15 protein-coding genes are annotated in these 21278 nt (G+C 48.4%); 8 read left to right on the top strand and 7 right to left on the bottom strand.

Features of this window, described 5'->3' with window-relative positions; all coding sequences use genetic code 11:
- The first annotated feature begins 20 nt into the window (after positions 1 to 20).
- Complete coding sequence (locus tag Q0668_RS25355) at positions 21 to 1139, top strand: enolase C-terminal domain-like protein (protein WP_298869356.1); 1119 nt, start codon at positions 21 to 23, stop codon at positions 1137 to 1139.
- Positions 1140 to 1170: 31 nt separating this feature from the next.
- Complete coding sequence (locus Q0668_RS25350) at positions 1171 to 2088, top strand: dihydrodipicolinate synthase family protein (RefSeq protein ID WP_298869355.1); 918 nt, start codon at positions 1171 to 1173, stop codon at positions 2086 to 2088.
- Positions 2089 to 2105: 17 nt separating this feature from the next.
- Here Q0668_RS25350 and Q0668_RS25345 read toward each other — a convergent pair whose 3' ends face one another.
- Positions 2106 to 3023, bottom strand: a complete 918-nt coding sequence (locus Q0668_RS25345) for an acetamidase/formamidase family protein (RefSeq protein WP_298869354.1) — start codon at positions 3021 to 3023, stop codon at positions 2106 to 2108.
- Between the two features lie 673 nt (positions 3024 to 3696).
- Between Q0668_RS25345 and Q0668_RS25340 the strand changes: the two genes are divergently transcribed.
- The 4 genes from Q0668_RS25340 (at position 3697) to Q0668_RS25325 (ending at position 10040) form a co-directional block, all read left to right on the top strand.
- Positions 3697 to 4392: a hypothetical protein gene (locus Q0668_RS25340; protein WP_298869353.1), complete on the top strand. Its 696-nt coding sequence runs from the start codon at positions 3697 to 3699 to the stop codon at positions 4390 to 4392.
- Positions 4377 to 7097, top strand: coding sequence for an ATP-binding protein (locus Q0668_RS25335; protein ID WP_298869352.1), 2721 nt, complete (start codon positions 4377 to 4379; stop codon positions 7095 to 7097). The genes Q0668_RS25340 and Q0668_RS25335 overlap by 16 nt, the downstream gene beginning before the upstream one ends.
- 75 nt (positions 7098 to 7172) lie before the next feature.
- Positions 7173 to 8729 (top strand): FAD-binding oxidoreductase, encoded by a 1557-nt coding sequence (locus Q0668_RS25330; protein ID WP_298869351.1) that lies wholly within the window; start codon positions 7173 to 7175, stop codon positions 8727 to 8729.
- A 54-nt stretch (positions 8730 to 8783) separates the two neighbouring features.
- The gene (locus tag Q0668_RS25325) at positions 8784 to 10040 is read left to right on the top strand and encodes an aminotransferase class I/II-fold pyridoxal phosphate-dependent enzyme (RefSeq protein ID WP_298869350.1); all 1257 of its coding nucleotides are present in this window, start codon (positions 8784 to 8786) and stop codon (positions 10038 to 10040) included.
- 18 nt (positions 10041 to 10058) lie between these two features.
- Here the strand turns inward: Q0668_RS25325 and Q0668_RS25320 are convergent, their stop codons facing one another.
- The gene (locus tag Q0668_RS25320) at positions 10059 to 11114 is read right to left on the bottom strand and encodes a C45 family peptidase (protein WP_298869348.1); all 1056 of its coding nucleotides are present in this window, start codon (positions 11112 to 11114) and stop codon (positions 10059 to 10061) included.
- 434 nt (positions 11115 to 11548) lie between these two features.
- Between Q0668_RS25320 and Q0668_RS25315 the strand changes: the two genes are divergently transcribed.
- Together Q0668_RS25315 and Q0668_RS25310 are read left to right on the top strand one after the other, a co-directional pair.
- On the top strand, positions 11549 to 12223 hold the full coding sequence (locus Q0668_RS25315; RefSeq protein WP_298869347.1) for a hypothetical protein: 675 nt from the start codon (positions 11549 to 11551) through the stop codon (positions 12221 to 12223).
- Positions 12220 to 14235 (top strand): alkyl sulfatase dimerization domain-containing protein, encoded by a 2016-nt coding sequence (locus Q0668_RS25310; RefSeq protein WP_298869346.1) that lies wholly within the window; start codon positions 12220 to 12222, stop codon positions 14233 to 14235. The genes Q0668_RS25315 and Q0668_RS25310 overlap by 4 nt, the downstream gene beginning before the upstream one ends.
- A 141-nt stretch (positions 14236 to 14376) precedes the next feature.
- On the opposite strand, the gene Q0668_RS25305 is transcribed toward Q0668_RS25310, so the two are convergent.
- The 5 genes from Q0668_RS25305 to Q0668_RS25285 all read right to left on the bottom strand — a co-directional run.
- The gene (locus Q0668_RS25305; protein WP_298869345.1) at positions 14377 to 15144 is read right to left on the bottom strand and encodes a deiodinase-like protein; all 768 of its coding nucleotides are present in this window, start codon (positions 15142 to 15144) and stop codon (positions 14377 to 14379) included.
- 203 nt (positions 15145 to 15347) lie between these two features.
- Positions 15348 to 18416 carry a PVC-type heme-binding CxxCH protein gene (locus Q0668_RS25300; protein ID WP_298869344.1) on the bottom strand — a complete coding sequence of 1023 codons (3069 nt, stop codon included), beginning with the start codon at positions 18414 to 18416 and terminating at the stop codon, positions 15348 to 15350.
- Positions 18417 to 18483: 67 nt separating this feature from the next.
- Entirely contained in the window at positions 18484 to 19116 is a 633-nt protein-coding gene (locus tag Q0668_RS25295) for a ThuA domain-containing protein (protein WP_366918994.1), read from the bottom strand.
- On the bottom strand, positions 19104 to 20096 hold the full coding sequence (locus tag Q0668_RS25290; protein WP_298869342.1) for a DUF1080 domain-containing protein: 993 nt from the start codon (positions 20094 to 20096) through the stop codon (positions 19104 to 19106). Before Q0668_RS25290 ends, Q0668_RS25295 begins: the two co-directional genes overlap by 13 nt.
- Before the next feature lie 293 nt (positions 20097 to 20389).
- A partial coding sequence (locus Q0668_RS25285; protein ID WP_298869341.1) for an ATP-dependent 6-phosphofructokinase occupies positions 20390 to 21278 on the bottom strand: 889 nt, incomplete at its 5' end.

Below are 21278 nucleotides of genomic sequence, written 5' to 3'. Positions count from 1 at the left end.
TTGGGCGCTGTTAAGACACCATGATCATTACTGAGATTGAAGCCATTCCCGTTAAGGTTCCTTTGAAACCTTTTCTAACCACCAAAACCGCGCATGGAGAACACGTCGATTCTCCTTATGTCATCGTTCGGATCCATACGAATGAAGGCTTGTGTGGTCTGGGTGAAGCAACACTGGCACCGCGCTGGAGCGGCGAAACCAGCGAAAGCTGTCTAGCGGTCATCAATCAGCTCATCGCACCTGCTCTCGTTGGCGAAGATCCATTGAATATCAATGTCGCGCTACAAAAAATGGACCGGGTCATCAAACTGAATCCGTTTACCAAAGCAGCCGTCGAAATGGCGCTGTGGGATTTGTCCGGCAAAGCAGTCGGCCGCCCCGTGTATGAACTGCTGGGTGGAAAAGTGCGCGATTCCATTCCCGTCAAGACAGTCATCGGCGCGTTTTCACCAGAAAAAACGGTCGAACTTACCCAATATTTTCTCGATCAAGGCTTTACCAGTCTGAAAGTCAAAGTGGGGCTGGATCTTGAAAGCGATCTCGAACGGCTGAAAATTGTGAGACAGACGATTGGTCCTGATGTGTCCATGGGCGTGGACGCCAACTGTGGCTGGGATTTCAGTACGGCCTGTGCGGCGTTGGCTCAAATAGAGAAGTTTGATCTGGCGTTTTGCGAACAACCGATTCAAATCGGTCAACATGATGCCTGGGTAGAACTGCGCAAATTCACCATGATTCCTCTGATGGCCGACGAAAGTGTGTTTTCTGTCGGGGATGCCTGGGAAATTTGTCGACAGCGTTCGGCAGATATTCTCAGTATTTATCCCGGTAAAAACGGAGGAATTTCGCGGAGCGTTGCCATTTGCCATCTGGCGGAAGCAGCCGGCTTAACCTGCTCGATTGGAAGCAACCTCGAACTGGGCATCGGCAGTGCCGCCATGCTGCATGTTGCAGCGGCGATGAAAGTGATCAACAGCGAACGATTTCCTGCTGACTGCCTGGGTCCTTTGTTCCATGAAGCGGATCTGATTCAGCAGCCATTGTCGCTGAGACCCCTTGTCGCTACATTGCCCACCGCGCCCGGGTTGGGAGTAGAGCTTGATGAAGATCAGTTAAAGCAGTGGCGCACCGATGTCTGACCTCCCTCTTTGATAAGTGTAAGGTAATTTTATGTCACAGTTGATATCCGGTTCTGATTTACGAACGGTTCACGCGGTTCCATTGACCCCCTATGATCAACGGGATCAAGTCAACTTTGACCTTTATGCCCGTCACGTTCAAGGAATGTATGCTGCCGGCGTCCGTGTATTCTTACCGGCGGCTGGCACGAGTGAATTCCATAGTCTTTCACAATCAGAAATCGTGGAGATCGTGTCTGTCACCTGTGAGGCGGCGGGACCAGAAGCATTGATTTTGGCACCCGTCAGCGGCGCGATCGGAGATGCCATTTCGCTGGCGCAAGAATCACTCAAGCGTGGTGCCGCGGGGTTGTTAGTCATGCCCTTGACGCACCCGTATCTCAGCGATTCAGGTGCCGCCGACTACTATGAACGTCTGATAAAAGAGACGCAGGCTTCCACCATTATTTACAAAACGCGCGACATACCCAGCGATGAATTACTGCTGAAACTGGCTGCCGACAAGTACATCGCGGGAGTGAAATATGCGGTGAATCAAATGGACCAATTTCAAGCGATTGTAGATCAGAATTCCAGTGAGTGTGAATGGCTCTGCGGTTCTGCAGAACGATTTGCCCCTTACTATATGATGGCTGGTGCGACAGGTTTCACTTCCGGTGCCATCAATCTTTGTCCTCGTCTTGTATTGGCCTTACATGCGGCTCTTGCGGATCAGAACTATACCGAAGCCATGTCATTGCAGCGAATGATCTTACCGATTGAACAGTTTCGCGCCCGCTCTGGAGAGAGTTATAGTATCAGCATGCTCAAATATGGCATGCAGGCCCTCGGACTCGATTTCGGTAGCGCACGGCCTCCTCAACGTCAGTTAACGTCTGAAGAACACCAGGAAATCGAACTCTTGCTGCAACCGATTTTGGAGCATGAGAAATCTCTTCAAGGCAGTTGATTCTGTTCTCGTTTGTTTCACGACAACAATTTTTTGGGAACAAGTACGCGCATCGAATAAGGCCCGGCCAGAGATTGTCCCGGCTTGACATCACTGGCGATACTCAGAAATTCGCGTGCTTCACTTTTCGTCCATCCCTGACGTTCTTCCAGCCAGGATATCATCTCCCGAATCGCCAGCCATTGCGCTGATTCCAAAGGTCGGTCGCAGGCAATCGTAAGCAGCTCATCCTCAGTCTCCGCACGTAACCACTTTTGTTGCTGGGTCCAGTTTTTAAGCACCCGGACGGATAACGTGACTTCCGACCGCATTTCGATCGCACTCAATTCGCCATCTCCCTGCCGCGCATGGCAATCGCCTAAGGCTAAAAACGCTCCTTCAACAGCGACCGGTAAATAGATCGTACAACCGGGGCCGATTTCCGGAACATCGAGATTCCCGCCATGTGTTCCCGTATGATACGTGTAGACCACTTCCTCTCGGGGAGCGGTTCCAATCGTACCAATGACCGGTGAAACGGGCAGCTTTATTTCATGCGTTTTCCCCCCTGCCTGAAACGAATACAAAACATTGTTCTCGATAATCTTTACCAGGCGTGTCACCGGTTCCTCAATGATATCCTGCAGATTTTGCTCGAAAGGCCAATAACCATAATAACCCTGTGAGTCGCATTTCATCTCGTGAATCGCAACCGCCAGTGTATCGCCCGGCTGGGCGCCTTCTACATAAATGGGGCCCATCACCGGATTGCCGACATAACCATGTTGCCGCATGTTTCGCAGCGCTTCCGGCGTACATTGTTCGGGTTGCCGGGTACGCCCCCCTCGCGAATCTTCCGTTTCAATGAGGAACGTTTCTCCCGGACTGACTGTGAGAACAGGGTCCACGTGAGCAGAAAAAACGGCTGTTGTATTTTCGCGAAGAAGGTGTTGCATCAGATTTTTCGTTTCGCAGAACAAAGTGAAGCTTATTAGGAGAGTGATTTTTGCAAGCGTGTCTTGTCAGCACTTGACTGCCAAATACGGGAGGATCACCGATCACTTAAACCTTAACATCAGCCTTTTCTCTTAGCAAATGGAAGGCACCTGAAAAACATCCCTGCCATGCACATCATGAATTTTTCCGATCAGCGCAGTGGTGTCAGGTAAATAAATTACCCCTGTTGAAACAGACACGGAGATGATCATCGTCAACAGGCGTCAGTTCAATTTCTCATTTTTTTATTGGGTACTTATTCGTAGAAGAGGAAATAGGCTTACACTATCTGCAGTTGATCCCTTTTCTAAACCTTTCAAAGAAAGAAGTGAATTGTAAACGTTCATGGTAAACCCTCCCTCATTGCGGTTCTTTCTGAGGGTTGTAAGGCCTCATCACAGAGGCCATTGAATTCCATCTAACTCATTTCTCATTTTAAGCTAATTCGCCACAACGTTGCCAAAATGCAACCTATTGTTGTCATACATGTCCTATCTGTAAATCTGACAAGTTGAGAGAACCTTGTACAGACACAAGCAGATCAAAGCAATTTATTAACCATCCATGTTGCGTTTCGCACTCGATAAAAAGGTGTAATGCAACCTGAATATAAGATCCACTTCACTACCGATCATGATGAATCCAAAAGAACCGAATACCGTCGACAGAGTGCAGCGAATCGTAGATTCCGATCGGGGATTTTTCGATCGCCGAATCGTATTCATTGTACTGACACTCATCTGGACTTGTCTGGTAGGAATTGGAATGTCGGCCCTCTGGAAGTATCAGGGTACTCCGGGAGAGCAAACCACGTCTCCACGATATTGGCCCGTTCAGAGTTTGCTAAAACACAATCAAAATGGCAGCACTCTTATAATGTTTGCACATCCTCACTGCCCTTGTACTCGTGCCAGTATTGGTGAGTTGTCCCTTTTGATGACTCATTGTGGCGAAAAAATCGATGCGCGTGTGCTGTTCTTCAACTCATCAAAGTTTTCGGCTGGCTGGAAAAAAACAGATCTTTGGTATTCCGCGGCAGAAATTCCCGGTGTCGCAGTTTCTTCTGATCAGGAAGGCTTCGAAGCCAAGACTTTTCAATCAACCACCTCTGGATACGTTTTGCTTTATGATGCGAATGGTCGCTTGCTGTTTCAAGGTGGCATCACCGGATCGAGAGGTCATTCCGGAGAGAATGCCGGAAGAAGTGCGATTGAAGCAATGCTGATGAACAAGACTGCGGAAACAAAACAAACATTCGTTTACGGCTGCCTTTTACAGGATCGAACCGAAACAAGCGGCAAGGAAAATCAAGTATGTCCACAACAATAATATCGGCAACACCACCGAAGCGTGATATTTCACAACGTGCAGATAAACTGTTCGGGGAAAATCGTAAGGAACTTTTCCAAAGAACCGACCGACTTTTTGCCGCCCTGATGGTCATACAGTGGTTCGCCAGTATCTGCACAGCAATCTGGCTCTCCCCTCGCACATGGATTGGGTCCTATAGTGAGACTCACGTTCATGTCTGCGCAGCAATTGTACTAGGTGGTCTGATTACCGTATTCCCGGTTTTTCTTGCTTATTTCCGTCCCGGTTCGACTTTAACCCGCCACGTGATCGCCATCAGTCAAATGTTGATGTCTTCACTCTTAATCCATCTGAGTGGGGGTCGCATTGAAACGCACTTTCATATTTTTGGTTCCCTGGCGTTTCTTGCCTTTTATCGAGACTGGCGTGTTCTTGCTTCTGCCACAACTGTTGTCGTCATCGATCATGTTGCTTTCGGAATCTTTGACCCGCAAGCGGTATATGGAGTTCTCACAGTGAGCCCCTGGCGCGTGTTCGAACATGGCGCCTGGGTCGTGTTTGAAGACATTTTCCTGATCATTGCCATTACTCAGAGTCTGCGAGAAATGAAATCGATGGCTTCTCAACGCGCTGAGCTGGAGGCAACCAACGAACATGTAGAAGCAGAAGTCAAAAGTCGTACACAGGATTTACATTCTGCAAACCAGATGATTTTGGATAAAAACCACATTCTGGAACAACAAACCGAAGAATTAAAACAACAGGCCAGAGATCTCTTAATCGCAAACCGTAAGGCCGAACAGTTAAGCGCTTTTGGTCATATTCTCGACCGATCTCAAAACGAAATCTATATTATTGACATTGGTACTTATAATTTTATACACGTCAATCAAGGTGCGATTAACAACATTGGCTACAGCATGGAAGAGCTGCGAACTCTGACACCGGTTGACATCAAACCACAAGAAACTCCAGAATCTTTTGCAAAAATGCTGGCACCTCTGATCGAAGGAACGCAAGACCATTTTGAATTCACGACCATTCATCGCAGGAAAGATGGTTCTGAGTACCCTGTGCAAATACATCTGGAAACATCGGTACTGGATGAGAAGCCCGTGTTTGTTGCCATCGTGCTTGACATCTCTGAACAGCAGCGTGCATCCAGAGAAATTGAGCGATTGTCACGTTTCCCCGACGAAAATATTAATCCGGTTCTTCGCGCGTCAGCTCAGGGAATTCTGCTTTACGCAAATTCCGCGAGCAACATTCTACTCAAAGACTGGGGAGTGCAGATTGGCGATCCACTGCCCGGAGAAATCTATGCACCTTGTCAAGAAGCACTAGCTTTAACGAGTTCCGTGCGAATTGAAATCAATGCGGATGAGAATTTTTATGCATTGACCATGACGCCTATTAATAAAGAGAACTATGTCAATCTCTACGGAACGGAAATCACCTCTCGTAAACGGGCTGAAAAAGAATTACTGCATGCCAAAGAAGCAGCAGAAACTGCCAATCGGACCAAAAGCGAGTTTCTTGCTAACATGAGCCACGAAATTCGAACACCGATGACCGCGATTCTGGGATTCAATGACATCATCCTGGACAACGCCACTCATCCGGGAGACATTGATGCCGCTCTCACCGTTAAAGAGAACGGCGAATATCTCCTTAAACTCATAAACAACATTCTCGACTTATCCAAAATCGAGTCTGGAAAACTTCAAGTAGAACAGATCAGTTGCTCGCCACATGCGCTGATCGATAATGTGTTCTCTTTGATGAAGGTCCGTGCAGACGCGAAAGGCTTACCTTTGGATGTTCGCTTTGATGGACCGCTTCCCGAAATTATTTGTACTGACCCCACTCGACTACGACAAATTCTCATCAATGTTTTGGGTAATGCGATTAAATTCACAGAAACGGGATCGGTTCAGATTGTCACTCGTCTGTTGGATACTCAGTCTCAAAAACCAAAAATTCAGTTCGATGTGATCGACTCAGGTATTGGAATCGCCGAAGAAAGTATCGAAAAACTCTTCTTGCCGTTTGTGCAGGAAGACAATTCCGTAACTCGTAAATTTGGTGGAACAGGACTGGGTTTGACTATCTGCAATCGACTGGCAAAACTGCTCGGCGGCAAAATTGCAGTCTCCAGTGCGATCGGAGAGGGAAGTACGTTTTCAATCACAATTCAGACTGGCGCGTTAGATGGCATTAGACTACTGGAAAATGGTACAACCATTGTCACCGAAACGTTAAACCCTCCCAAAATACCAGAGACAGAATTTCCATTGCAGAACCAACGCATCCTGCTTACTGAAGACGGTCCGGATAACCAGAGATTGATCAGCTTCATTCTGAAAAAGGCAGGGGCAATCGTCACACTGGCAGACAATGGTCAGATTTCATTTGAACTGGCGACGAAAGCCATGCAGGAGGGAGTCCCCTTTGATGCCATTCTAATGGACATGCAAATGCCTGTGCTAGACGGCTACGGCGCCACACGTCAATTAAGAGACGCTGATTTCCACGGCCCCATCATTGCCTTAACTGCCCATGCCATGAGCGGCGATCGTCAAAAGTGTCTGGACGCAGGATGCGACGACTACCTCACCAAACCAGTTGACCGTAAAAAACTGGTTGAAGTGATCGCGAGTTATGTAAGCCACTCAAGCTGTGTTAAGGCAGCTGATCTCGATAAAGAAGTCCATGAAGTTTAGAAATATTTTTAATAAGCCGTGATATTTTCCCCTCAATTTCGCCTTAATGATTGTTAGATCTTTAAGGGGGAGACCATGATGCGAGCATTATTCTTATTTCCAAAACGTTGTAAGACGAGCAGACTGAGGCGAAATTGCGTCGTTTTTACTTTGTTATTTTTAATACTGATGGCAGTTGTTATCAGTCGGCCAATACTGCACTTAGCTCAAACCGCCTGGCAGGATTCCGAAGCACGTGAACTTGCTCCCGAAGGCTTTGTAGATGACGCCAGTCGGATGAATTTAACGGAAGTCAGCGAGGTCTGGCCCGTTCCCCTCAATCCCAAAGAAGCGGAAGCACAACTGGCGCGGCTCTTTGAGCGAGCAAGACGTGAGGGATTAGAAATCTCGATTGCCGGCGCACGGCATAGCATGGGCGGACATACACTGATTCCCGGCGGCATCATGATTGACATGACGCCTTTCAACAAAATGTCGCTGGATGAAAAAGCGAACTTGTTGCACGTTCAATCAGGGGCAAAATGGAGCGAAATCATTCCTTGGCTCGATCAGCGCGGAAAGTCCGTCGCCATCATGCAATCGAACAATTCTTTCACGGTCGGTGGTTCTGTCAGCGTGAACTGTCATGGCTGGCAATATGGTCGCCCCCCCATCGCCTCGTCGGTGGAATCGTTTCGGCTGATGCTAGCCGATGGATCCATCGTCAATTGTAGTCGTTCCGAAAACAGAGAACTGTTTTCGCTGGCTTTAGGAGGGTATGGCTTATTTGGTGTTATCCTCGATGTCGATTTACGAGTCGTACCCAATGAACGATACCGCTTAGAGCAATCGATCATCCCTGTTGAAGAAGCGTTAAGCACATTCGACAAGATGCTTGAAGATGCCGACGTTGCGATGACATTCGCCCGGATGAATATTGCTTCCGATCAGTTTCTGCAGGAAGTCGTCATCAATGTTCTGTATCGAGATCCCGCTCCTGGTGAGTCGATGCCTGATCTTGCCAAACCAGGGCTCGCGACAATTCGACGTCACATTTTCCGAGGCTCCAGTGAGAGTGACTACGGAAAAAAACTGCGTTGGAAGGCAGAGACAAAACTACAACCCCAAGTGCAACAGAGTTATTATTCCCGGAATCAATTACTCAATGAGGGTGTCGAAGTCTTTGAGAACCGCTCGGCAGACTACACCGATATACTCCATGAATATTTTGTGCCGAAGTCAGGTCTCGCACAATTCACCAAAGCGTTACGTGAAATTATCCCGCGTCACGAACAAGATCTGCTGAACGTCACGATTCGTCAGGTCGAAGTTGATGAAGATACGTTTCTCCGATACGCTGATCAACGGTTATTTGCGTTTGTCCTGCTGTTTTATCAACCTCGGACAGAGGACGGTGACAGGAAAATGGAAGCCCTGTCTAAGGAATTGATTGAAGCGGCACTCCAGGCAGAGGGACGGTATTACCTTCCCTATCGACTACACGCGACACCAGAACAGTTTCACAGGGCGTATCCTCAAGCAAAACCGTTTTTTGAATTAAAGAAGACCTATGATCCGCAAGAATTGTTTCAGAATCAGTTTTATCGAAAGTATGGTCAACCTTCACAGCTTGTGGACTCACTCAAGAATTGAATGTGTGAATTATAATCATCCGGGAAACACTGCAAGATTCAAAAGGGCAAACAAATGTGGATTCGCTTAAGGCTCGACATTGGCTGGCGCGACTTATGCTATGGCTTCTTCAGTTCGCTCCGACCTGGAAGCAGGCAAGTCGCTCAAGAAACGCTGGAGCAGGTCTGGTCGGAAGGAGGCAATGACGCACTGGCGTGCCTTTCCGTCCGCAGTGGATTCGACCTGCTGTTACAAGCTCTCAAATTACCGATAGGATCAGAAGTTCTCTTCTCTGCAGTGACTGTTCAAGATATGCCTCTCATCGCTGAAGCTCATGACCTGATCCCTGTGCCCGTTGATGTAAGTGGCAGTGACTACCACATTGATCGATCTGCCTTGCAGAACGCTATTACTTCACGCTCAAAACTCCTCGTCATATCCCACCTGTTCGGTGCGCGGCCTGATATTCAAGAAATACTGGAATTAGCCCGCAAACACAATTTGCTGGTTGTAGAAGATTGTGCGCAAGCGTGGTGTGAACCAGACTGGCGAGGCAACATGCAGGCAGACGCCAGTCTCTTCAGCTTTGGAACCATAAAAACCGCAACAGCGCTGGGCGGAGCACTCTGTCGCGTGCGTGACCCAGACATTCTCGCACGTATGCGCGATCTTCAAAATCATGAACCCGTTCAAATCGGCAGGCAGCTCACATTCAAAATCTGCAAACTCACGGTTCTGAAAGCAATCTCGACCAAAAGGGTTTTTGGAATCCTCACTGCGATCGGTAAACGGCTGGGAAAGAACGTTGATGACATCCTCGGCGGGTTGACCCGCGGTTTTTCCGAGAGTAATTTGCTCCACCAGTTGCGCCAACAACCGAGTATAGGAATACTCAGGCTGCTGAAACATCGTTTGCAAACCTACGATTCCCGACGGATCAATCTTCGCACTAAACACGCTTTACGCCTCATCGACAAGTTGGGGCTGGAGAAATCACAACCAGAACTCCTCGACTCCCGCCATAGTTTCTGGCTCTTCCCCTTCCTCACCAATCAACCAGATGCACTCAAGAGGCACTTACAAAAACATGGTTTCGACACCACACAGCGCGGACGACTGACAGTGGTGCCGCCCGCCTCTGATCAGTCCAGCTTCAACTGTCCTCGCGCTACCGAACTGTTAAATCAAACGCTGTTCCTGCCTTGCTACCCGGAAATGACGGACACCGCGATTGACGAAATGTGCGAGTTGATTCTTTGCAGTAAGCTTCAAGTGGGCCATGAGACGGAATTGAGTTTTCAAGGCGGAGTAAAGAATTTTTCCCCTTCATAATGGGTACGATCAACCGTTTTAAAGTTGATATATTTCATAGGGGGAATTACAGGGTGTTCCCCGCGAGACATGCATTCGGTTTTGTTCGGTCTCGATAATCACAGAAAATACCGTCTTCCAGAATCCGGTGGATTCATCATCATTATCATGCCGACAAATGGATCGGGGATGACCTTGATGGTCCCTCAATGCTGTTTTGATTTCTTCAAGGCTGAATTCGCTGGTACCGGCATCAAGTAGTGCATCGATGCGGACTTTGCGGGGATGGGAGCCGATCAGTTCCGGAAACTGTTCGTTGTATTCACAGAAATCCGGATGCAGACAATGATTGGTATGCGTAATCCAGCTTGTTTCAGCGGGGCGCAGAACCCGCACATCATCAATAAAAACTTCGAGATTGGCTGGCCCTTCGGGCGTCGTCAACATAATATTCGCCGGAATCGCACGTTCCGCTCTCTGGATTGCGTTGACTGCTTCATCAAGTGTGGATGCTTCATACAATTCGCGTAACGTAAAGTAATGAGGCACTCCCAACGGCCGACTTGGTGCCGGTAGTGAATTCAAACACGCGCCAACTCCTGCCTCGTTGAAGCCGACATACGCGATTAATCCCACCTGTGTCAGATTCATCAAAGCCGGTTTCCCAACGGGCCGACGTGTCAGAACAATGGTGAAGGGATCAAGGGCCGGATCATTGTCCCAGTTCTGTGCAACGATGGCACCTCGTTCCGCATTCGCTGGCAGACTGAGTGAAGTGCAACCGGAATCAGGTTCTGCTGTGAACTGATTACGAATTTGCAATAACATCAATTTCCAGAAAGGGACGTCTGCAGCCTCGGCAATACCTTGTAATTCTTCAATCGAATCGGGGCTGTAAGTTTCCGCAAAAGGCTGACAACGCGCGGCTAAATCTTTTGCCTGATCGCTGTCGACTTGCATCGTCTGACTCAATCGCTCCAAGGCAACTTCACAAAATGAGCGAACTTCATCACGAGCGGCATCGCCGAGTTGTCGCCCCATATCGCGCGGCGTGCCAGCAACTTCAATTTCACGATAACGAGTGGTTTTAGTCATTTCGATTTCTCAATACAGGCTAGTAAAACGCAGAAAGTATCGCTCCTATATCAGACTATCATAGCTTATCAGATAATTAATCTGTAATCTGAAACGCCTGAAATCATGAACTCCATTCCAGTTCGGGGCAATCAATATTACTTTTTCACTTTCTGCAGACTCGTCACCTGATCTTTCACGCCTACTATCTTGTATACGAGTATGTTATCTTATGTATCAGTGTGTAATCGGCCCTATTTCTACCATGACAGGAACCATTAAAAATCTTTTGTACTTCGGTGGATCAACACCAAACTGATAAATCGGCTGTGGTGGTTGTGAAAAAGGTCTTCTGCCTGCTTGCACCTGTTTTATGGATCATAATTGAATTCAAACAGACGCATCCCGTATTGCGTATGCAATAGAAGTCCGGCGTGACACAACTGGAGATCAAGGTGAAAGTTTCAAATGTGGCAGCATCGGTAATGAAATCGATTTTGCCCTTTTTATTGTTATTTGATGGCTCATCACGGGTTAATGATTCATCACGGGCAATCGCATGTGGCTACCATGTAGCGACCCCTGCGTTTCTGACAGCACCACATCCCAGCACTTACGCTATCGCCGTGGCATTGCGCAAAGCGGCCGACGAAAAACGAGTGACGCTCATCAATCCGAAAAAGAACGCAACAGGTTTTCACGGCGCGGTCGGAAAACTTATGGCCTTCAACCAACGCCTCGAACGGGTCATGCAGGATTTATCATCAGAGAACCCTTCGCTTGGCTTGTCGATTGTGTTGGTCGATGTCTCGCTCTGGAGCCGAATTGTGATCAAGGATGGAAAATTCAAACTACAGCCACATGTCAAAGGCGCAGCGCCGGGTGATGTGGTTGTCAGTACGGCTGAATCAGTGCTCGCCGCTATGTTGCACGGAAAGATTTCCTTTCAAGAAGCAGTGACGCGTGGACTGATTCACTTTGAGGGACCAGACATCAAAGTCTCACACGTTAAACAAATGATCGCTTCGTCGATTCGTTCGACAAACAGGATTTCTTCCGTGCCCACCTCATCGGGTGATCAAGCTCTCAAACAGAATGCTTCGATTGCAAAACTACCAGGGAAAAGATGATGACACGAATTTTCAATACGGCCATAGCGGTCGCTGCTTGTTTTATGAGCTTTGCCAGCATTTCATTGGCGAAGGAAATCAAGCACTTTGATAAAAAAGGGAAGCCCCCTTCCGAGCATACGATCGCGCTGCACAAAGAAATACAAAAGTCATTGCCATTCAATGACAGACGGGACTTCGAGGAATTCAAACGAGGTTTCATCGCTGCCCCAGACTACACGCAGATCAAAGCAGACGCCGGACATGTCGCGTGGGATATGGGCCGATACGACTTTCTCAACAAAAAGGATGCGACCTTCTACAGCATCCATCCTTCGTTGCTGCGACAGTCCAGACTTAACATGAATTTTGGCCTGTATGAAGTATTAAAGGATAAAATTTATCAGGTGCGTGGCTTTGACCTGGCCAACATCACATTCGTCAAAGGCAAGACGGGTTGGATTATATTTGATACTGGTATGAGCCCGGAAACTGCCAGAGCCGCCTATAAGCTGGTGACCAAACATCTGGGCAAGCGTGAAATTGTCGCCGTAGTGCATTCACATACTCACGCTGATCACTGGGGAGGCGTGCGCGGCCTGATTAAGGAAGAGGACGTACGCTCCGGCAAGATTCCGATTATCGTGCCGGGCAACTTCCAGAAACATGTCGTATCTGAAAACGTCTACGCGGGAAATGCCATGAACCGCCGCATGTATTACCAATATGGCACACTGCTTGACGCAAGCCCTTATGGCCATGTGGATCAGGCGATCGGTAAAAACATTTCACGAGGCAATATCGGACTCATTGTACCGTCGCGAGAAATTTTCAAAGATCTCGAAGAGATTACCATCGACGGCTTAAAAATGGTTTTCCAGCTTACGCCAGACACCGAAGCGCCCGCAGAAATGAATACGTATTTTCCTGAATGGAAAGCCCTGTGGATCGCTGAAAATATCGTGAATTCAATTCACAATATTTATACACTACGCGGTGCCGCCCTGCGCGATGCCCTCAACTGGTCGCGCGAGATCAACCGCACGCTTTATCTTTTTGGACAGGAAGCGGAAGTGATGTTCGGCTCACACAACTGGCCACGCTGGGGTAATGAGCGCATTCAGGAAATCATGCGCGTACAACGGGACATCTACGCCAACATGAATAATCAGGTACTCAATCTGGCCAATCAGGGCTCCACGATCAACACTATCCACAATGAATTCAAAGTGCCCAAGAGTCTGCAAAATCACTGGGCTGCCCGCGGCTACCACGGTTCGGTAGAACACAATGTGCGTGGTGTCGTCAATAAATACCTTGGTTATTGGGACTGCAACCCGACGACTCTGATCCCATTGTCACCCTCCGAATCTGCACCACTCTATGTTGAAATGATGGGAGGTGCCGATCCCATTATCAAAAAAGGGAAAGAACTCTACACAGCCGGCAAGTACAAGTTGGCGATGGAAATTCTCAACAAACTGGTTCAGGCAGAACCTGAAAATCAGGAAGCCAAAGATCTGCTAGCTGATATCTTCGAGCAGCTAGGCTACCAGCAGGAAAGTCCGAGTGTCCGCAATAGCTTTCTGGCGGGCGCTTTCGAGCTGCGTAACGGCATCAGGCAGGGCAACAATGTCAAAACGGCCGGACCGGATGCGATCCGTGCCATGTCGACCGTGCTGTTTCTGGAGTATCTCGGAATCCGCGTTGATAGCAGCAAGGCGGAGGGGATGCAGTTCACAATCAATCTGATCACACCCGATAATGGCGAAAAGCTCGTGATTGAAATGAGCAATGCAACGCTGACTGTACTAAAAGGATTCCAGGCGCCAAAAGCGGATCTCACAATTACAATCAATCGCGCTGACCTGATCGATGTCATGATCCAAAAAACCACGCTGGCACAGCAGATTATTCAGGGTAAGGCCAGACTGGAAGGGGACCCATTGATACTCGCAAAACTCCAGTCAACTTTGATCGAATTTGAATTGAATTTCGAAATCTTGCCTGGAACCAAAGTTACAAAAGAGTGAACCAGCGCGAATAATTAGAGACCGTCTGATGAATTAAATACTTTCTCAACTAGAGCGCGTCCAATTTAACCATAGCGGCTTCAAAACTATTTTACTTGATCCAAATGGTCCTGGAGACGCTACAATAAACCTGGATACAGACTAGCTACCGCTTTTCGTCAAATTTTCTGTGAGCCAGTCCTGTAAGCTGCCTGCGTTGGTTCCGCGCGGCGAAGAATCTGTTGCAAAGAGAATTCGCCCATCGGTACCCACGACGACCATTCGATTTGGCCAACCTGCATATGCCTTCCCGACGCGATTATCAATTTTGTCGACTGCAATCGGAATATCAAGGTCCTTTGTCCTCTGACATATGCTCGCGTTTGAGACGCGTGTCGAGAGATCTTTCGGCTGAGGAATTTTTTGCAATGCCTCACGTCCATTCTCACCGATGACTGACAAAATCGAATCGGGGTGCGCCTCACGAACGTAAACCAACAGGAACTGAGCCCGATCCTTGAATTGATCGAAAACCTTATCAACTCCTTCAAGTTGGTTGCGAAACGGAGGACAAGTAAAACTGCCTATGATCAGCACGACAGGCTGTTTCGCTCGCAAATCATGAAGTGAGACAGTTTGCTCTTTCTTCTTATCTGCTGATTTCTTTGTCGCAGACGCGTTGTCTGATGGTGCTTTTCGTTGATTGTTCTGCTGCAACAGAGGGAGGGTAAACTCTGGCGCAACCTTCCCGACTTCCAGTTGATTTTTCCAGCGTTCTTCGCCCCTATCAGGTCGGGTAATTACTTCACCGGGCTTACGAAGTCCGCTGTTACGTCTCTTTTTCTGAGCGGCGGCATCTTCAACTGCCAATAAACTGAAAGCACAAATAAAAAGCCCCAGCACAATACGGACCGACGGCGCTACTAGCATGTGGTTCTCCCGCTCTTAAGAGATTTTGTGTTCATCATTCCAGGTATCTTTTAACTACCAGGATTTAAACACCGGCGGAACGAAATAGTTTCGGAGTTTTAGTCGAAACTCAAAACAGAGTAGAACCACAAATTCACAGGTCGGTTAAAACAGGACATCCTGAATCTGGGGAATCATTGAATTAATGGTTCCCCAGCCCTGGCTTACCGACTGGCTTTCTGGACGGTTTTGGCTTTTTTGAGGGTGGTCATATATTCGACAATGTTGATGAGCTCTTCCTGAGTCAACACTTTCTGCAGGTCGGCTGGCATGAGTGAAATTTTTTGGGGAACGATTTCCTCAATGTCATCCATTTTGAATGTACGCGAGATTGCTTCAATATCTTTGAGCGTGATGGCATCAGCGGTTTTATTCACCAGGAGACCATTCACGATATTCCCGGAATTCAGAATGATCGTGTACGATTCGTAGTTGTGACTGATGCCGGCGCTGGGAAACAGGATGGATTCAAACAGTGCCTGGCGACTCAGCTTCTTGCCAATCTCTGACAGATTCGGACCGACCTCTTTCCCCATGCCATTGACTACGTGACACTTGGCACACGTACCTTTGGTGTTGAACATGACACGCCCATCCGCGGGATCTCCCTTCATGCCCGCCAGGACATTAATGGGAAGTACCGGTTTGTTATCTTTAGTTGGCGGAGCCGGGAACAGTTTTGCGGCTCGCTCTTTCACATCTTTCATAATCGTTGATGACATCGCGGCAGCGGTGGTTGGTTTCAACTGGGATTCAAACGGACCTTTCTCTGCCAGGTCCAGCAGCGCATGCGCCCCCTTGCGAGACTTGGCGATAGCCCGCACAGCCTCTCGTCGATCTACCAGCGGCTCCTGATTGTCTTTGATTAGATTTAACAGGATCCCATTGGCACCATTGTGACCGGAACTTCCCAGCGCCCAGATTAGATCAAGTTTCTGATTTTGTTCTTTTTCAGTATCAGCTTTCCCTTGCAGGGATTTCCGAATCAAACCATTCAGTTTCAAAGTCAGAGCAGCGCTGATCGCATCGACGGCGGACTGTGATTTACCGGACTGACTGGCAAGCGCTACCAGCGCGGGATAATAGTCAGACGCCTTAAATTTTGCAACGAGCTTTGTAAACTCGGGAGTTCCACTGCTACTGTCGATGACCTGCTTCAATGCCTGTTGATACTTGGCATCCTCCATCACGACCTTCGCGGGAATCCGCGAAATGGCTTCAGCGATGACATAGGTTTCACGTTTTTTATTTCCAGGCTCTTTCAACAACGCCAGTTCTGCGACCGCTGTGTTTTTTTCCTTGCCGGAAATGAAGTCCAGTGCGCGGAAGTAGCGGGGCAGTGTATCCAGTTTCGTGTTCGGGTCCTCAATAATTTTGACCAGATAAGGCACGGCCAGCGGTATTTTGGATCGCCAGAGCAGATCACGGCCCACGGGCGTATCCCACTTGTCACCAGCCTGCTTGAGCCAGGCGGAAATGAATTTCCGTTCCTGCTCATCCATGCCAATTCCGAGTGCTTCCAGATACCAGCGATCCTTTCCGTCATATTGATTAGCCAGCTTGACCCAGAGACCTGGTGCCGCTGAAGCCTGATTGTGATGTAAGGCGATCAAGCATTCGCGCCGGACTTGCGGGGAGGCATCATTTACCAGTTGCTGCACATAAGGAATGACATCCAGGCCATACCGCCGGGCGGCGCGCAAACCGGTGATTCTGATATCAGGGTTGGAATCCTTAATCGCGAGCGAGACATAATGTTCGGTCTTGCCTTTGATTTTTGCTAACAGCCAGAGGGCGCGAGCGCGGAACCTCTGGTTGTCAGACTGATACAACTCTTCTAACTCTGGTAACGCCTGCTCCTGCAACGCATGCAATTTGTTCCAGGCCAGATAGCGTGTTGCCAGATTCGGACTTTTGATACCCGCGATGGCACCTGCTACCGAACTCAGGTCGAGTTTGTCGAATTGATACTTCGCGTCGGCAGGTGCAATCCGGAAGATGCGTCCGCGTTTCTGGTCACCGATTCGGTGTCCGCCAACGCCGGGATCATACCAGTCGGCAACGAACAGTGAACCATCGGGGGCAATACAAACATCAGAAGGTCGGAACCAGTTATCTTTTTCGCTGGTGATGATATTGGCAATTTCCGCTTTGTAACCCGCTCCCTCTTTTTTAACAGGATAAGCCCGGACGACATTCGGACCGGCATCCGCGTGAATCATTTCTCCATGATATTTTTTCGGGAGGAGGGAACCTTCGTAAACCAGGATTCCTGTGGGGGAACCGGCACCTGTCTGTAGCAAATTAGGAACCACTCCCGGATCACGAAGGTGCCAGTGCCTTAATGGAATTTCCTCATGCATGCCCGTGCGGGGTTCCCTCCAGCGTGCGCCCGTCCGTTGGTCAAGGTAACCATAGTTTCCGTATTCCATCACATAATTAATACGTACGCCACGGTTGCCATCATCGTCGTTATCGGACTGCCACAGCGTGCCGAAAGAATCGACGGTAATTTCATAATTATTTCGGAAGTTATGCCCTAGTACTTCGAAGTCACTTCCATCCAGATTACAACGAAATACCATGCCGCCCCAGTAAGGCTTTCCATTATCAAGTACCGGTCGACCATTGCTCTCCAACATTGGTTTGCCTGCACTATCAAAGACTTGCTTGGCGCTATTCCCAAAGTTCCAGTACAGCTTTCCATCGGGTCCGAAGATAGCAGCATGAGCTGAATGATCGTGCTCGCCGCCTGTGACTGTGAAAAGTAACTCTTTCTTATCTGCTTTGTTATCGTTATTTTCATCGGTAAAGAGAAACACATTCGGCGGAGCAGCAACGATAACTTGATTCCCCAGCACACAGATTCCCTGTGAACCATCCAGTTCGGGTCCCTGATAAAAAACGGTTGTCTTATCAGACTTACCATCGCCGTTCGTATCTTCCAGAACCACAATACGATCACCGGCTTTACGTGTTGGAATCGGTCGCATTTTCGCGCGATAGTTCACGATTTCACAGATCCAGACACGCCCTTGTGAATCGACGTCCATACTGGAAGGGCTGCTGATATCGGGTTCCGAAGCAAACAGCGTTGCCTTTAAACCGGGAGCCACCGATAAACTGGGCACTGCCTCCGCGGGCGTACGTTCGGTCTGTGCGGACAGCGTTGAGATATCGAAAGTCACGTAAAGCAACAATGCGGGAATGAGGGCAAGACAACGATACTTCATTGAGTCAGTTTCCTTGTGATGATAATTTTTGACGCCGAATACCAGAATAAATCTACTTCGTTACAACTTATTGATTCCACTCAGCCAGCAGCGCTTTGATGCGGGCAGGATTATACTTATTTGATTTGGGATAATCCTGATTGGCTTCGAGTTGCTGAATCGTGACAGGTTTTGAAGCAACCCCTTGCGAAGGCACATCGATTTTGGCAGACCAGGCAATGGCATTCAACACCAGCTTGCGAAAGTCATTGTGACCCCAGTTCCAGTGATAATGACCGCCGGTGAATCCAAAGCCGCGTCCGCCATTGGGACGCTCATAAGCCCAGGCCATATGTTGAGGTTGCCCTACTGTTTTGCGGACATCGGGATTTCCACTATGAGCGCCATCGGGACGGCTAAGTGTTTCTTTGGGGGGAATCGCAGTCAGAATGGGTTGTACGTTTTTCATCTCTGGCTGAAAACGCATGTGATAATACCACTCATCATTGATGGCAAATGGCGCGACTCCCTTGGAGATGGGATGAGCGGGCAGGTTTTTGTAGTCAGCAGTCCAATGAGGATTCACTGACCACCAGGCTTCGAAGTATCCGCCGATCCAATTCAAAAAAGCGTCTCCCGACGCTCCTTTGGGAACTTCGACACCATAATGGATGTTGACCATACCCACGCCCTGCTCTGCCAACTTGTTTAACTCTTCCAAATGCTCATTATAAGGATGCCGACCACCGCCATCACAGTAGATGACAATCGAATCTGCACCTGCAGCACACTGGAATCTTGTGGCCAGCCTGCGGTAACTACAGTAGCTTCAATACCTAGACCACTGTTGTTCAACGCGTCTGCCAGTAAGATGCAACCGGCACGATGTTCGTGTGAACCATAGCCGTGGCTTTTTTTACCGGCGATCAGGACTACTTTTTTTTTAGCGCCTTCTGTGGAGGATCTTTTATTTGCTTTTGGGAATTCTTTTAATTTAATATCGCGGAACTGCACCACCATCGGCGGACCCGCATGTAATTGAAGTGCGATAATCCCATCAGCGCGTCGTTGTTCGACATCGTTATCAGTCACATCGACGGTGGTTACGCCATTGATTTTATGGATGAAATGATTTCCGCGGGCGATAATATGATAGTCGTTCCAATCTTCTTTCTTGATTTTCTTCTGAATCTCATTTGTATCACCGACAGAACCGACGACTTTGGGTTTGTGATTCTTTCCAATGACGGTCTTCTCTCCACGTCGAGCGAGAATGCCGCGAAATCGTTCGCCGTAAAGAATTCCAGAATAGGTATCACCGGCTTCGAAGTCACCCTGGTAGCCACCTACGCGCCATTTGTCGGCACCGGGAGCTGAGAAGCTTCGGTATTGTATTCCGGAATTACCATTGATGATTTTGTATTGCAGCTTCAATTCAAAATCAGCTGGCTTTCCTCCCTCCCAGATAATAAAGGTATTGCCTTTGGTGGGATTTTCCTTCGTGGTTGTCCCAGTGATTGCTCCCTCTTTGACCGACCAGAAACGAGGGTCGCCGTCCCAGTTTTTGAGAGTTTTCCCATCGAAGATCGATTTGAATCCGTCATCACCTGCATTGATTTTTTGTGAATTCAAAAGCGAGCAGAAACAGAATACAGATATGAGCAAAAAGGGTTGAAAGTGAATCAAGCGCCGTGACGTCATCAGTACCTCCGGGAAGAAAATTAAAATCGTTGAGAACTCTCTCACTCTGGCAGGCTAAGCTAAATAGCAGGTAAGCGGGCATGAGTTTGTTCTACTATCTTAAACAGGCGCTGGCAGATTTTTCCAGCGTGAATACCAAGAATGCCTAATAGATAAGATTATTAAGTAATTCATTTCATGAACAGGGCAGGCATGATTTCAAGGATGTCACCTGAGCGTACTCGAAAGGGGACATAAAAAAAGGCGATGTTTCCAGCGCCTGGTCTTTTTGAATTGGAGAAGACTTGTCCGCTCTATTGCAGGAAAACATCTGCTTCTTCGAGAAAATTGGGTTCCAATGCCCGCATTTCTCCAACCGCATCTGCTAATGGAACGGGTACGACTTGTGTTCCCCGTAAGGCAACCATGTAGCCGAAGTGACGCTTCAAAGCCAACCAGCCAGCGTGGACACCGCAACGTGTTCCGAGTACGCGGTCATATGCACTGGGAGAACCACCTCGTTGTAAATGTCCGAGTGTCACGTGTCTGGTTTCGATACCCGTGCGATCTTCGATCAGTTTGGCAACTGTTTCACCAATGCCTCCCAATTTCTCGTGACCGAAATCATCAACCTCGCCATCCTGCGTGGTGACTCCCGCTTCTGCACTGAATTTGGCACCTTCACTGACAATCACAATGCCATACATTTTTCCGTTGGCACGACGTTTTTTCAAAACATCGACCATGCGTTCGACATCGATTTCGATTTCCGGAACCAGAGTATAGTCGGCTGCGGTAGCCAGTCCGGAGAACAGAGCAATCCAGCCGGCATGTCGTCCCATTGTTTCTACAACCATGATCCGACGATGAGATTCTGCCGTCGTGCGTAAACGGTCAACGGCTTCCATTACCGTATTGATTGACGTATCGAAACCAAATGTCACATCGGTTGAACTCAGGTCGTTATCAATCGTTTTCGGACAGCCAATCACTGGCAATTTATGATCACTCCAAAGTTTACTGGCAACGCCGAGTGTATCATCTCCACCGATGGCAATGAGACAATCGAGCCCGAGGTTCTCGATTGTGGCTCTTACTTTGGGAACATCTACCTCTGCATTCTTGTAAGGGTTTGTACGAGAGGATCCTAGAATGGTTCCCCCTTTGAAGATGATGTCATCTGTATTTTCTGAATCGAGTTCG

Source organism: uncultured Gimesia sp. (assembly GCF_937910335.1).
Classification (GTDB): domain Bacteria; phylum Planctomycetota; class Planctomycetia; order Planctomycetales; family Planctomycetaceae; genus Gimesia.
This window is presented reverse-complemented; position numbering and strand designations above follow the sequence as displayed.